16 protein-coding genes are annotated in these 13737 nt (G+C 63.4%); 13 read left to right on the forward strand and 3 right to left on the reverse strand.

Annotated features, from left to right (window positions below):
- The 13 genes from BLP76_RS07550 to BLP76_RS07610 all read left to right on the forward strand — a co-directional run bounded on the left by BLP76_RS07550 (position 1) and on the right by BLP76_RS07610 (position 9876).
- Positions 1 to 477 carry a NifX-associated nitrogen fixation protein gene (locus tag BLP76_RS07550; RefSeq protein ID WP_092811159.1) on the forward strand — a complete coding sequence of 159 codons (477 nt, stop codon included), beginning with the start codon at positions 1 to 3 and terminating at the stop codon, positions 475 to 477.
- A 43-nt stretch (positions 478 to 520) separates the two neighbouring features.
- A complete protein-coding gene (fdxB, locus tag BLP76_RS07555; protein ID WP_092811395.1) occupies positions 521 to 817 on the forward strand; it encodes a ferredoxin III, nif-specific in 297 nt (98 codons plus the stop codon).
- Entirely contained in the window at positions 792 to 1442 is a 651-nt protein-coding gene (locus BLP76_RS07560; RefSeq protein ID WP_200170523.1) for a nitrogen fixation protein NifQ, read from the forward strand. Before fdxB ends, BLP76_RS07560 begins: the two co-directional genes overlap by 26 nt.
- Positions 1443 to 1600: 158 nt before the next feature.
- The gene (locus BLP76_RS07565) at positions 1601 to 1921 is read left to right on the forward strand and encodes a HesB/IscA family protein (RefSeq protein ID WP_092811161.1); all 321 of its coding nucleotides are present in this window, start codon (positions 1601 to 1603) and stop codon (positions 1919 to 1921) included.
- An 11-nt stretch (positions 1922 to 1932) separates the two neighbouring features.
- A complete protein-coding gene (locus BLP76_RS07570; protein ID WP_200170522.1) occupies positions 1933 to 2403 on the forward strand; it encodes a NifU family protein in 471 nt (156 codons plus the stop codon).
- A 10-nt stretch (positions 2404 to 2413) separates the two neighbouring features.
- The gene (nifS, locus tag BLP76_RS07575) at positions 2414 to 3616 is read left to right on the forward strand and encodes a cysteine desulfurase NifS (protein ID WP_092811165.1); all 1203 of its coding nucleotides are present in this window, start codon (positions 2414 to 2416) and stop codon (positions 3614 to 3616) included.
- A complete protein-coding gene (nifV, locus tag BLP76_RS07580) occupies positions 3609 to 4763 on the forward strand; it encodes a homocitrate synthase (protein ID WP_092811167.1) in 1155 nt (384 codons plus the stop codon). The genes nifS and nifV overlap by 8 nt, the downstream gene beginning before the upstream one ends.
- Complete coding sequence (gene nifW / locus BLP76_RS07585) at positions 4760 to 5152, forward strand: nitrogenase stabilizing/protective protein NifW (RefSeq protein WP_274605701.1); 393 nt, start codon at positions 4760 to 4762, stop codon at positions 5150 to 5152. Before nifV ends, nifW begins: the two co-directional genes overlap by 4 nt.
- A gap of 204 nt (positions 5153 to 5356) precedes the next feature.
- A complete protein-coding gene (locus tag BLP76_RS07590) occupies positions 5357 to 6211 on the forward strand; it encodes an electron transfer flavoprotein subunit beta/FixA family protein (RefSeq protein ID WP_092811171.1) in 855 nt (284 codons plus the stop codon).
- Between the two features lie 12 nt (positions 6212 to 6223).
- Positions 6224 to 7324, forward strand: coding sequence for an electron transfer flavoprotein subunit alpha/FixB family protein (locus BLP76_RS07595; protein WP_092811173.1), 1101 nt, complete (start codon positions 6224 to 6226; stop codon positions 7322 to 7324).
- A gap of 10 nt (positions 7325 to 7334) precedes the next feature.
- On the forward strand, positions 7335 to 8642 hold the full coding sequence (locus tag BLP76_RS07600; protein WP_092811175.1) for an FAD-dependent monooxygenase: 1308 nt from the start codon (positions 7335 to 7337) through the stop codon (positions 8640 to 8642).
- On the forward strand, positions 8639 to 8938 hold the full coding sequence (locus tag BLP76_RS07605) for a ferredoxin family protein (protein ID WP_092811177.1): 300 nt from the start codon (positions 8639 to 8641) through the stop codon (positions 8936 to 8938). The genes BLP76_RS07600 and BLP76_RS07605 overlap by 4 nt, the downstream gene beginning before the upstream one ends.
- A gap of 197 nt (positions 8939 to 9135) precedes the next feature.
- Positions 9136 to 9876: a metallophosphoesterase family protein gene (locus tag BLP76_RS07610; RefSeq protein WP_244514492.1), complete on the forward strand. Its 741-nt coding sequence runs from the start codon at positions 9136 to 9138 to the stop codon at positions 9874 to 9876.
- Here the strand turns inward: BLP76_RS07610 and menA are convergent.
- The 3 genes from menA to cysD form a co-directional block, all read right to left on the reverse strand.
- Positions 9863 to 10789 carry a 1,4-dihydroxy-2-naphthoate octaprenyltransferase gene (gene menA / locus BLP76_RS07615; RefSeq protein ID WP_092811181.1) on the reverse strand — a complete coding sequence of 309 codons (927 nt, stop codon included), beginning with the start codon at positions 10787 to 10789 and terminating at the stop codon, positions 9863 to 9865. The genes BLP76_RS07610 and menA overlap by 14 nt on opposite strands.
- 139 nt (positions 10790 to 10928) lie before the next feature.
- Positions 10929 to 12827 (reverse strand): adenylyl-sulfate kinase, encoded by a 1899-nt coding sequence (cysC, locus tag BLP76_RS07620; RefSeq protein ID WP_092811183.1) that lies wholly within the window; start codon positions 12825 to 12827, stop codon positions 10929 to 10931.
- Positions 12827 to 13729, reverse strand: a complete 903-nt coding sequence (cysD, locus tag BLP76_RS07625; protein ID WP_092811185.1) for a sulfate adenylyltransferase subunit CysD — start codon at positions 13727 to 13729, stop codon at positions 12827 to 12829. Before cysD ends, cysC begins: the two co-directional genes overlap by 1 nt.
- Between the last annotated feature and the right edge of the window lie 8 nt (positions 13730 to 13737).

Here is a 13737-nt window from a genome sequence, read left to right on the forward strand (position 1 = left end):
ATGGCGGAAACGCTGATGTCCGCTGCGGAAGCGGACGATAAGGCCATGGGCTCGCCTTTCATGAAGTCGCTGGTCGCTATCTACCGGGCTGAGGATTCCTATGGCGCCTGGGAGAGCAAGAGCGATGCCGAGCTCCTCGAGGAGTTCATCGTGACCGCCGAAGAGCGGCGGGCAAAGCCGATTATCGACGATCCCGACCCCGATCTTCTCGACCGCGTCGACAAGTTCTATCGCGCCATCGGTCTGACGGTCGAGCGCGAGACGGGGCTCATGGCTTCGCCGATGATGAGCATGCATTGGGAAGGGTTCGGGCGCGTCATCCTGACGGCCGGCAAGCTCGTGATCTTCGCGAAGTCGCTTCGCGACGTGCATCGCTTCGGTTTCGAAAGCCTTGGTGATCTCGCCGAGGCCGGCATGAAGGTCGTGCGCCAGGCGCGCGAGACGATCGACACCTATCCAGAGGTGGCCCGCGCCTGAGGCGTGGCCGACGACAGGGCTTGGGTGAGCCCGGGGGGACATGATGAGTTTCGTGACGCGCGATGGCCGGGAATGGACGCCCGAATATCTTGTTTCGATCGATCCGAAGAAATGCATCGGCTGCGGTCGCTGTTACAAAGTGTGTGCGCGCAGCGTGATGACGCTGCGCGGCGTCACGGAGGACGGCGAATTCGTCGACCTCGATGACGAGGATGACGACGAGCTGGAGCGCAAGGTAATGGTGCTCGGTGACGCCGGAAATTGCATCGGCTGCGGCGCCTGCGCCAGGGTGTGCCCGACGGGCAGCCAGACGCATGCGGCCGAGGCGCTCGCGGCCTGAGACGATGGAAGCGGCGGAGGTCTACGATTTCCTGATGGAGGGCGGCGAGCGGCCGCTCTGCAATGCGTTCGACGCACATGTCCTCGCCTCCGTGCTGGCGCTCGCGATCGCCGAGAGCCGCAAGGAGGAGGTTTCCGTCGTCGAGACGCTCGGTCTCGACAGCGACAATCTGAAAGACCTTGTCGTTGCGCTCTTTCCGCATGCGGCTGCGATTTTCGACGGCCTGCCGGCCGATGTTGTGCCGGCGAGAAGCGAAGACGAGGCCTGCCTTCTCGACCTCTTGATGAGCGGTACGACCGAGGACAGCTCTCTTGAAATGCGGTTCGCCGAGATCATCGCGCGACGCTGTCAGCGGCCGAACCATCTCTGGCAGGATCTCGGGCTTCGAAACCGGCGTGAACTCGGCTGGCTGATGGAGCGGCACTTTGAGATGCTGTCGGAGGCGAACAGTCAGGACATGAAGTGGAAGAAGTTCTTCTACCGCATGATCTGTCGCGATACGGGCTATCAGATCTGCACGGCGCCGACCTGCAACGAATGCGACGACTTCGAGACGTGCTTCGGCGATGAGAGCGGCGAAAGCCTGCTTGCCCGCGTCAAGCGTGATGCCGAGAAGGCGTCCTGAGGGAGCACCGATCCTTCCCGCTGTTGCGAAGACGCCTGTCGGCTTTGTGACATTGGTGCGGAATGCGACATTCCGTCAATCCGGCAATATCCATTGAAAACAATAAGTTAGGGTTTGGCACGCGGCTTGCTCCGCTCCTGGCAACGAAGGAGCGAGGCATGATCCAACTGACCGAGGCCGCCGTAGATGCGCTGCGCACAGCGATCGCCGGGTCCGATGAACCGGTCGAGGGCCTGCGCCTGATGGTCGAGAGCGGCGGCTGTGCCGGCCTCAAATACATGATGGGTCTCGTCGGTGAGGCCGAGCCGAGCGACGTGCTGGTGGAGCAGGCGGGCATCAAGGTCTTCGTCGACCCGATGAGCATCGCCTACCTCGAAGGCACCACCGTTGATTTCGTCACAAGCCTGGAGGGCGCCGGGTTCACCTTCGACAATCCGAAGGCGACCTGGAGCTGCTCCTGCGGCAAGTCCTTCGGATGATGGAGAGCCCCATGACTGATTTTTCCCCCCTTTATCAGGATGAGCTTCTTGAGGCCGCCGCCGACGAGCGTGTGGAGCGCTGCGAAGGTGCGGCCGGTCCGGGTGAGAAGCCGATGGTGCGGCTGACGCTTCTCAACCGCACGCAGATGCCGAAAAGGCCTGCGTCGTCGCCCGAGGCGCGTTCTCAGAGCGCCGACGGCGAGGCCGGTTCGCGCAAGGCGGCGACCTTCGGGCTCGGTCTTACCCGCGAGGAGAAATTCGCTCTCGTCGAGGACGCGCTGCAGGATATCCGCCGCTACATCGCGGGCGATGGCGGCGACTGCCAGCTCGTCGATATCGAAGACAACAAGATCATGGTGCGGCTGACCGGTGCCTGCGTCGGCTGCCAGCTTGCCGGCGTCACCATCGGCGGCATTCAGATGCGGCTGATGGCGAAGCTCGGCGCGCCCGTGCGCGTCATCCCGGTTCAGCCGAGACATTGAGGAGGCGGTGATGCGGCCCGTCTATCTCGATGCCAACGCAACCACACCCGTCGATCCCGACGTGCTGGCGACGATGCTGCCGTTCTTTACGGAGCATTTCGGCAATCCCTCTTCACCGCATGGCTTCGGAGCCGTGGTCGCCGCGGCCGTGAAACGGGCGCGCGGGCAGCTCCAGTCGCTGCTTGGGGCAGAATCCGACCAGGAGATCATCTTCACCTCCGGCGGGACGGAATCCGATACGACCGCCATCCTGTCGGCGCTCGCCACGCAGGAGGGCCGCAACGAGCTCATCGTCTCTGCGGTGGAACATCCGGCGGTGCTTGCGCTAGCTCAGGATCTGGCGAAACGGGCTGGGGTGGTCGTCCACGTCATTCCGGTGGACGGGCGGGGGCGGCTCGATATCGATGCCTACGAGAAGGTGCTCGGTCGTCAGACGGCTCTCGTCTCCATCATGTGGGCGAACAACGAGACCGGCACGATCTTTCCAGTCGAACGGTTGGCTGCGATGGCGCACGAGGCCGGCGCGCTCTTCCATACCGATGCGGTGCAGGCAGTCGGCAAGATCGCGATGGATCTTCAATCCGGCGCGATCGATATGCTGTCCCTCTCCGGACACAAGCTGCACGGCCCGAAGGGGATCGGCGCGCTTTATGTCCGTCGCGGCGTGCCGTTTCAGCCGCTCATCCGCGGCGGGCGTCAGGAGCGGGGACGCCGTTCGGGCACGGAGAACGTGCCGGCGATCGTCGGTCTCGGCAAAGCTGCGGAACTTGCCGCGTTCCATCTCTATGACGAACAGACCCGTGTGCGCGAGCTGCGCGATCATCTGGAAGCCGGCGTGCTGGCGGCGATCGACAAATGCATCGTGACCGGTGACGTGGACAATCGGCTGCCGAATACGAGCAACATCGCCTTCGATGGCGTCGAAGGCGAGGCGATCGTGCATCTTCTGTCGCGCGATGGCGTTGCCGTCTCGTCCGGCTCGGCGTGCAGCTCCGGCGGCATGGACGCCTCGCATGTGATCCGTGCGATGCGTCTGCCCTTTACCGCTGCACATGGCGCCGTGCGTTTCTCCCTGTCGCGCGACAACGAGAAAGCCGATGTCGATCGGCTGATCGAGATTTTTCCCGACATCATCGAAGAGCTGCGCGCCGTGTCGCCGTTCTGGCGAAAGGCACGGCAGCCCGCAAAGCCACAGGAGCGTCTCTATGCTTGAGGAGCGCATCGTCCCCCGTCACATCGCCTTCAATGATTCCACGCTTCGCGATGGCGAACAGGCGCCGGGCGTCGCCTTTTCGATCGATGAGAAGGTGGCGATTGCGCGGGCCCTCGATGCGGCCGGCGTCGACGAGATCGAGGCGGGCACGCCGGCGATGGGGGAGGCCGAGATCGACAGTCTTGCGGCGATCGGCGAGGCGGTGACGGGATCGCGCGTCATCGCCTGGTGCCGGATGACCAAGGGCGATGTCGATGCCGCGCTGAAGAGCGGTCTCAAAGAGGTCAATCTTTCGGTGCCGATGTCCGATCGGCAGATCAAGGCGAAGTTCGGCACCGATCGCGCCGATGTCCTCGACCGCATTCGCAGCGTCATTCCCTATGCCCGTGCGCATGGGCTCCGGGTCGCGCTCGGCGGGGAGGATTCAAGCCGCGCCGATCTCGACTTCATTCGTCGGGCCATTGCGGTCGCGCAGGAGGCGGGCGCCGTCAAATTCCGTTTCGCCGACACGGTCGGCATCCTCGATCCGTTCACGACCTTCGCCGTCTTTCAGCGGTTGCGGGCGATGAGCGATCTCGATCTGGAATTTCATGGCCATGACGATCTCGGCCTCGCCACCGCGAATACGTTGGCGGCGATCCGTGGTGGGGCGACCCACGCCTCCGTCTGCGTTCTCGGTATCGGCGAGCGCGCCGGCAATGCGGCGCTCGAAGAGGTGGCGACCGCGCTCGACCATATCGGCGCCCATAAGAGCGGGGTCGACCTCATGCATTTGACGAGGCTCGCCGAACTCGTGGCGGAGGCTGCGGGCCGTCCGATCCCGGAATCGAAGCCGATCGTCGGTGCCGCCGCGTTCATGCACGAATCCGGCATCCACGTTTCCGGCCTTCTGCGTGATCCAGCGACCTATGAGGGCCTCAATCCGGAACGGCTCGGGCGGGCGCGTACCATCGTTCTCGGCAAGCATTCCGGCATTTCCTCCATGCGCCATGCGCTCGAAACTCTGGGGCTTGCCGCAGACGAGACGCAGACGCGCACGCTTCTCGACCTGGTCCGCGCAGAGGCCGCGAAGGCCAAGCGCGCGGTCGGTCTTCACGAAGTTGCCGCCCTTTATGCGGCGCTGACGGCGCGCGAACTCGCGGCCTGACCGGTCTCAACGAAAAGCGCGGCCGTAAGGCCGCCGCTGCGGAGGATATCATGGGCGTTCTGGACGAATTGCGGGAGCTGTCGGCCGCGGAAGAGTTTTTCGAGTTTCTCGACGTGCCGTACGATCCGAAGGTGGTGCATGTCGCACGCCTGCACATTCTGCGACGCATGGGCGAATATCTCGCCGCCGACCATCTCGACGACCTCGATGATGACGCGGCGCGCGCGGCATGTCGTACGCATCTGGCGCAGGCCTATGAGGATTTCACCCGGTCGTCACCGCTCGAACAGCGTGTCTTCAAGGTGCTGAAGCAGGCCGCCGGTGGCCCGAGGCCGAAATCAAAGCCTTTTGTGGCGCTCAACACCCTGACAGGACGCGCCAGCCAGTGACACTTCTGTCGGGTTTGCGACAGCTCCCGTCCGCTTTTGGCCGTGTCGCGCAAACCCGACAATCCGTAAAAGCAAAATAATATCAGGTAATTACGGGATTTTCGAGATTGGCACGCTGCTTGCGAAAGGCCTGATGAGGTCTTGAATTCGGCACCGGCCACCAGACGCAAGCTGGCTCCGGTGCGCATGAGGAAGGCAGGAACGATGCAGATCGTCGTGTGTATCAAGCAGGTTCCGGACAGCGCCCAGATCCGCGTTCATCCGGTCACCAACACCATCATGCGCCAGGGTGTGCCGACCATCATCAACCCTTACGATCTTTTCGCGCTCGAAGAGGCTTTGCGGCTGCGCGACAAGTCCGGCGGAGAGGTGACCGTTCTCTCCATGGGCCCGCCGATGGCCGAGGATTCGCTGCGCAAGGCGCTGACTTTCGGTGCCGATCGTGCGGTCCTCCTGACGGATCGCTTCTTTGCGGGCTCCGACACTCTGGCGACGAGCTTTTCGCTGTCGCAGGCGATCAAGAAGATCGGCGAGGTTTGGGGCGCACCCTCGATCGTGTTCACCGGCAAGCAGACGATCGACGGCGATACGGCTCAGGTGGGGCCGGGGATTGCGACGCGCCTCAACCTCAATCAGCTCACTTACGTCGCCAAGATCGGTCCGATCGACCGTGAGGGCGGCACGATCGAGGTGGAGCGCCGCGCGGAAGGCGGTGTGCAGGTCCTGCAGACGAAGCTTCCCGTTCTCATCACCATGCTCGAAGGCACCAACGAGATGCGGCGCGGCTCACTGTCGGCCGCGCTCTCGGCCGCAAAGGCCGATGTGACGGTGTGGAATGCCGCCGATATCGGCATCGAGGACGTCACCAAATGCGGCCTGCGCGGCTCGCCCACGGTCGTCAAGCGCGTCTTCGCGCCGACGCCGCGCGAAGAGAAAGCCGAGCAGCTTCCCGTCGGCGGCAAGAGCCCCGATGAGATCGCCGACACGCTCATGAACGAGATTTTCAGCCGGCATCAGACGATCGAAGACGATCTGATGAATTTCGCGGCCGGGCAGTAGGAGGCAAAGCCGATGGCAAACGCGCCAAAGCAGCAAGCCCGCCCCGCAGGTGGCCGGGCCGGCATGAAGAAGGAACTGCCGGAGCACTTCAAGGCCTACCGGCATGTCTGGGTCTTCATCGAATACGAGCACGGACATGTGCATCCCGTGTCGCTGGAGCTTCTGGGAGAGGGCCGCAAGCTTGCCGAGAAGCTCGACGTGGAGGTCGTGGGCGTCCTTTTGGGCGGCGACAAGAGCGAGCTCGAAGCGGCTGCGACGGAAGTCTACGAGCACGGTGCCGACGTCCTTTATCAGGTCGCCGATCCGATGCTCGCGCATTACCGCAACGAGACCTACACGAAGTGCCTGACGGATCTTGTCAACACCTACAAACCGGAGATCCTGCTTCTGGGCGCGACGACGCTCGGCCGCGACCTCGCCGGTTCGGTGGCGACGACGCTGGCCACGGGCCTGACCGCCGATTGCACGGAGCTTGCGATCGACGACGATCGCTCGCTTGCGGCGACGCGGCCGACCTTTGGCGGATCGCTGCTGTGCACAATCTACACGCTGAATTTCCGCCCGCAGATGGCGACGGTGCGGCCGCGCGTCATGGCGATGCCGAAACGCGAGCCGGGACGCACGGGACGCCTGATCGAGCACCCGCTCAACATGGCCGAAGAGGATGTCGTCACCAAGGTTCTGCGCTTCGTTGCGGACCGTGATTCCAACAAGGTGCAGCTCGCCTTCGCCGACATCGTCGTTGCGGGCGGGCTCGGGCTTCGCTCGGCTGAGAATTTCCAGCTGGTGAAGGATCTCGCCGAAGTTCTCGGTGCCGAATACGGCTGCTCACGGCCCCTCGTGCAGAAGGGATGGGTGCCCGCCGAGCGCCAGATCGGCCAGACCGGCAAGACCATCCGGCCGAAGCTCTACATCGCCGCCGGCATATCGGGCGCGATCCAGCACCGCGTCGGTGTGGAAGGGGCGGACCTCATCGTCGCCATCAACAGCGACCCGAACGCTCCCATTTTCGATTTTGCTCATCTCGGCGTGGTGGCCGATGCCCTGGAAGTGCTTCCGGCGCTGACACGGGCATTCGCAAAGCACCTCTCCGTCAACCGCCTGGCAGGCTAAGGAGGCAGCCATGGTCGAACAGCGTTTCGATGCGATCGTTGTTGGTGCAGGGCCCTCGGGCAACGCCGCCGCCTACACACTGGCGAAGGAAGGATTGAACGTCCTGCAGCTGGAGCGCGGCGAATATGCCGGCTCCAAGAATGTTCAAGGCGCGATCCTCTATTCCGATGCCCTCGAGAAGCTCATTCCGAGTTTTCGCGAAGATGCACCGCTCGAGCGCCACGTCATCGAGCAGCGTCTGTGGATGCTCGACGACGCGTCCTACACCGGCATGCATTACCGCTCGGAGGAGTTCAACGAAGAGAAGCCGAACCGCTACACGATCATTCGCGCACAGTTCGACAAATGGTTCAGCCAGAAGGTGCGCGATGCCGGCGCGACCGTCCTTTACGAGACGACGGTCAAGGAGCTCATTCGCAACACATCCGGCAAGGTGATCGGCGTTCAGACCGACCGCGAGGATGGTGCGGTGATGGCCGATGTCGTCATCCTTGCGGAAGGCGTCAACGGTCTCGTCGGCCAGCGTTCGGGGCTGCGCGATGAGCTGAAGCCGGATACCGTGGCTCTCGCGGTCAAGGAAATGCACTTCCTGCCGCGCGACGTCATCGAAAGCCGTTTCAACCTCAAGGGCGACGAAGGCGTCGTCATCGAGGCGATGGGCAGCGTGACGCTGGGCATGACCGGGACCGCCTTCCTCTACACCAACGAGGAATCGATCTCTGTGGGCATCGGCTGCCTCGTTTCCGACTTCAAAGAGACGGGCGCAAAGCCCTACGAACTCCTGGAGAGGTTCAAGTCGCATCCGGCGATCGCGCCGCTCCTGGCGGGTTCGGAGGTGAAGGAATATGCCGCCCATCTCATCCCTGAAGGCGGCTACAATGCCATCCCCTCGCTCTTCGGCGATGGCTGGCTGATGGTGGGCGACGCCGGTCATTTCGTGAATGCCGTCCACCGCGAAGGCTCCAACCTTGCCATGACCACGGGCCGCGTTGCCGCGGAAACCGTCGTGCGGCTCCACCGCATGCGCAAGGAGATGACGAAAGCCAATCTCGCCGAATATCAGGAGCGGCTGGAGAAGACGTTCGTCCTCAAGGACATGCGCAAATATCGCAAAATCCCGGCCTTCCTGCACGGCAACAAGGAGACGCTCTTCGGCCTCTATCCGCGTCTCTTGAGCAAGGCGGCGCAGACATGGTTCCGCGTCGACGGGCTGGACAAGAAGGCGAAGGAGAAAGCGATCGTCTCCTCGTTCCGCCAGGCGCGGACATTGAGGGGCATGATCGGCGACGCATTCAAACTGGCGAGGGCCTGGCGATGAGCACGGAGACAGATAGCGTGAAGGTTGAGGAGAAGCTTTACTACAACCGATACGTGGTGGATGCCGGCCGTCCGCACGTCAAGGTCCGCCCGCATGAGGTGCCGTCTCAGGCGCTTCTGGCGCTGACGAAGATCTGTCCGGCGGGCTGTTATGCCCTCAACGACAAGGGACAGGTCGAGGTGACGCCGGACGGCTGCATGGAATGCGGCACCTGCCGCATCGTCTGTGCCGATACGCACGACATCGAGTGGAATTATCCGCGCGGAGGTTTTGGCGTCCTGTTCAAGTTCGGCTGAGGCTCGCCTCGGCCGGGCAGGCTGTCATGGACGGTGCCAGGGGGCTTCGGCCGGACATGCAGCCTGCCTATCTTTTCCGTGCGCGAGGCGGCCGATCCGAGGGAGGTCGGCAAGGGGGCGGCTGATTTTGCGGAGCCTCACCCTATATCGCGGGCATGGCCTTTTTCTCTGCAGCACGAACTGACCCGCAACACGCCGTGCCTGACGGATGCCGCGTCTATGCGATCGGCGACATCCATGGGCGGTTCGACCTGCTCCTCGACCTCCAAGAGCAAATCAAAGCCGATCTGGAGGCTTTTCCTCCAGAAGAGAGTGTCGAGATCTTTCTGGGCGATTACATCGATCGCGGCCCCGATTCCCGCGCTGTGCTGGAATATCTCTTCGCCGGCGAAAAGCTCTGCGACCGCCGCGTCTGCCTCAAGGGCAACCATGAGGCCGTGCTTCTCGATGTTCTCTCCGATCCGAGCATGCTGCCCTATTGGTGCGGGCAGGGCGGGTCGGCGACGTTGCGCTCGTTCGGCGTCGCGCCGCCGTCGGGTGGAGATCAACGCTCGCTCGTCACCTGCCATCAGGCTTTGTTGCAGGCGCTGAGCGGCGGGTTTGAGCAATTCCTGCGGTCGCTCGCCCTTAGCGAGAGCGTGGGGCATTACTTCTTCGTTCATGCCGGGATCGATCCGAGACGCCCGATGCGGGCTCAGCGGGAGGAGGATCTCGTGTGGATCCGCGAGCCGTTTCTCTCAAGCGGACGGGATTTCGGCTTCTGTGTCGTGCACGGGCACACGCCGCGCGACGAGGTCGATATCCGCCCCAACCGCATCGATATCGACACGCGCGCCTTTGCCTCCGGCCGTCTGACCTGCCTCGTTCTGGAAGGCGGCGAGCGCCGCTTTCTGCAGACGCAGGACGTGGCCGAGCCCGAAACCGTCAGGCGGCGGTGAAGATCAGACCAAGGCTGACGGTGAGACAGAGCGCGGCCTGAACCGAGGCGGTTTGTCCGAGACAGCCGTTGAAATCGGCGGGCGTCGTGGCATTGCGGAAAGCCAGGTGCGCCTTCCAGGCAAGCGGAATGCAGATCAGGCCCAGGAGAGCGCCGGTCAGGTGTTCGCCGACGAGGGCGAGAAGGGTGATCATCACAAAGCTCGCGGCCAGGAGACGGCCGTAAAGCCGTCCGGCGCCGAGAGGCCCGACGCGGATCGCGAGCGTCTGACGGCCGGCCAACGTATCGCTTTCGCGGTCGCGCGTATTGTTGACGAGGAGGACGGCGGCTGCCGGCAATCCGATCGCCACTCCGAGAAGGATGGCGGGGACGTCGATAAAGCCTGTCTGCAGATAGAAGGTCCCGTCGACGGCGACGAGACCGAAAAAGGTGATGACGAAGGCCTCGCCCCAGGGGCTGCGCGAGATCGGCCACGGCCCGGACGAATAGGCATAGCCGGCGATCAACGACAGGATGCCGACGATGAGGATCGGAATGCCTCCGGCCTGGATGAGATAAAGGCCGCCGAGGGCGGCAATAAAGAAGGCCAGATGCGTGGCGTGGAAGACCTCGCGCGCCGTCGCCCAGCCCTTCTGCGTCACCCGGGGCGGGCCGATGCGACCGGAATCGTCTGTCCCGTTCAAAGCGTCGACGGCGTCGTTGTTGAGATTGGTGCCGATCTGGATGGCCACGGCTGAGATCAGGGTCACCAGCGCCAGAAGCAGATGAAAATCGCCGTTCTCGGCCCATGCGAGCGTCAGGCCGGCAACGACCGGCGAGACGGAAAGCGCCAGCGTGCGCGGACGAATGGCGTACCACCAAATGGCGAAAGGAGACGGTTTTTCCGGGGTCATCGCATCGACCATAACCATCATGCTGTCGCCGGGCTGTGGGCGGCGCCGATGGTATTTGTATTGCAAGATTGGCCCGGTGTAACGAGCCGTTGACACCAGGGTCAACGGCTCTTTCTGTCCTTTAGGGTGCGGCCCTTTGGAGCGCCGCAGCAGCCGACACTCAGCTCAATCGACCGTTCTGGCGCAGGTAAGCGATGATTTCATCGGCGAGTTCTTCCGGCGAAGCCGAGGTCGTGTCGACGGTGATTTCAGCGTTTTCCGGCATCTGATAGGGCGAATCGATGCCCGTGAAATTTTTCAGCTGTCCGGCGCGGGCCTTCGCATAGAGCCCCTTGGGGTCACGCTTCTCGGCAATATCGAGCGGGGTGTCGACGAAGACTTCGACGAATTCGCCTTCCATCATCAGCTGACGAGCCATCTGCCGTTCGGACCGGAAGGGCGAGATGAAGGAGACGAGGACGATGAGGCCTGCATCCGTCATCAGCTTCGCCGTCTCGGCGACGCGGCGGATGTTCTCCACCCGGTCGGCGTCGGTGAAGCCGAGATCGCGGTTGAGGCCGTGGCGGACATTGTCGCCGTCGAGCGTGATCGTGTGCCGGCCGGCCGCGTAGAGTTTCTTTTCCACCCAATTGGCGACGGTCGACTTGCCGGCGCCGGAGAGGCCCGTGAACCACAACACCGTCGGCTTCTGGTTCTTGAGACGCGCGCGGGCATTGCGGTCGACGTCGAGCGACTGCCAGTGGATGTTGGCGGCGCGCCGCAGCGAGAAATCGACCATGCCTGCGGCGACCGTCGAATGGGTGAAGCGGTCGATCAGGATGAAGCCGCCGGTTTCGCGGTTCTCGCCGTAAGGATCGAACGCGATCGGATGCGCCAGCGACAGGTTGGCAAACCCGATCTCGTTCAATTCCAGGACCTTGCCGGCCGTCTCTTCAAGTGTGTCGACGGAAAGGTGATGCTTGAGTTCGCTCACCTGCGCAGAGACCATGCGGTTGGCGGCTTTCAGCCAATAAGGCCGGCCCGGCAGAAGCGGCTCTTCCGCCATCCAGACGAGATGGGCGGCGATTTGATCCGTCACCTCCGGCCGGTTTTCCGCCGGCACCAGAACGTCGCCGCGGGCGATATCGACCTCATCGGCAAGCCTCAGCATGATCGACTGGCCGGCGACGGCCTCCTGCAGCGCATTCTCGCCGATGTCGATCGCCGTCACGCGGCTCTTTTTGCCGGAGGCCGCCACCACGACTTCATCGCCGACGGCGATGCGCCCGGACGAGATCGTGCCAGCATAGCCCCGAAACGTGTGGTCGGGACGGCACACCCATTGCACGGGAAAGCGCAGCGGTGTTTCGACGAGACCCGGAGCGGACGGCGCTTCCTCCAGGAACGGCAGGAGGGCCGGACCCTTCCACCAGGGGAGGCGGGGGCTCGGGCCCGTGACGTTGTCGCCTTCGCGCGCCGAGAGCGGGATCGGCGTGACGCTTTCGATGCGCGTGCGCCCGGCAAAAGCTGCGAAATCTGCCGCGATCTTCTCGAAAACGGCCTCATCGTAGCCGACGAGATCCATCTTGTTGACAGCGAGCACGACCTGCTTGATGCCCATCAGCGAGCAGATCAGGGCATGGCGGCGCGTCTGCCGCGACAAGCCCTTTTCGGCATCGACCAGGAGAATGGCGAGCTCGGCCGTCGAGGCGCCGGTCGCCATGTTGCGGGTGTACTGCTCGTGGCCTGGCGTATCGGCGATGATGAAGCGCCGGCGGGGCGTCGCAAAGAAACGCCAGGCGACATCGATCGTGATTCCTTGTTCGCGCTCGGCCTCGAGCCCGTCGACGAGAAGTGCAAAATCGATGTCGCCGCCGGTCGTGCCGTGGCGGCGGCTGTCACGCTCCAGATCGGCGATCTGGTCCTGCAAGAGGAGCTTGGAATCGTAAAGGAGGCGACCGATCAGGGTCGACTTGCCGTCATCGACGGAACCGCAGGTCAGAACACGCAGGGTGTCGGGCGCGGCAAGCGTGCCGGCGAGTGTCTGCATGCTCGCGGGATTGGTGTCGGCGGTATCCATCAGAAATAGCCTTCCCGCTTCTTGCGCTCCATGGAAGCCGAGGCCTCCCGGTCGATGGCGCGGCCGCCGCGCTCCGACTGGGTCGCACCCATCGTCTCCATGACCACTTCGGCAAGCGTGGTTGCCGACGATTCCACAGCGCCGGTCAGCGGATAGCAGCCGAGCGTGCGGAAACGGATGAGCCGCTGTTGCGGGACTTCGCCCGGCATCAGCCGCATGCGCTCGTCATCGACCATGATCCATTGGTCGTCGCGCTTCACGACCGGCCGTTCGGCCGCAAAGTAAAGCGGCACGAGCGGGATGTTCTCGCGCTCGATATAGGTCCAGATATCGAGCTCGGTCCAATTGGAGAGCGGGAAGACGCGCATCGATTCGCCCTCATGGATGAGAGTGTTATAGAGGCGCCAGATCTCCGGGCGTTGGTTGCGCGGATCCCAGCCATGGCTCTTGGAGCGGAAGGAGAAGATCCGCTCCTTGGCGCGCGATTTTTCCTCGTCGCGACGGGCGCCGCCGAAGGCCGCATCGAAATGGTGCCTGTCGAGCGCCTGCTTCAGACCCTCCGTCTTCATGACGCGCGTATAATTGGCGCCATGGTCGAACGGGTTGAGGCCGGCGGCGACGCCTTCCTGATTGACATGGACGATGAGCTCCATGCCCGCTTCGGCCGCCATCCGGTTGCGGAAGGCGTACATGTCACGAAACTTCCAGGTCGTGTCGACATGCAGGAGCGGGAAGGGAGGCGGAGCCGGATGGAAGGCCTTGCGCGCGAGATGCAGCATGACCGACGAATCCTTGCCGATCGAATAGAGCATCACCGGGTTGCGGCATTCGGCTGCCACTTCCCTGAAAATATGCAGGCTTTCTGCTTCCAACCGGTCAAGGTGGGACAGATTTGCGGACATGGGTCTTA

It is taken from the genome of Afifella marina DSM 2698, from assembly GCF_900102695.1.
Classification (GTDB): Bacteria; Pseudomonadota; Alphaproteobacteria; order Rhizobiales; family Afifellaceae; genus Afifella; species Afifella marina.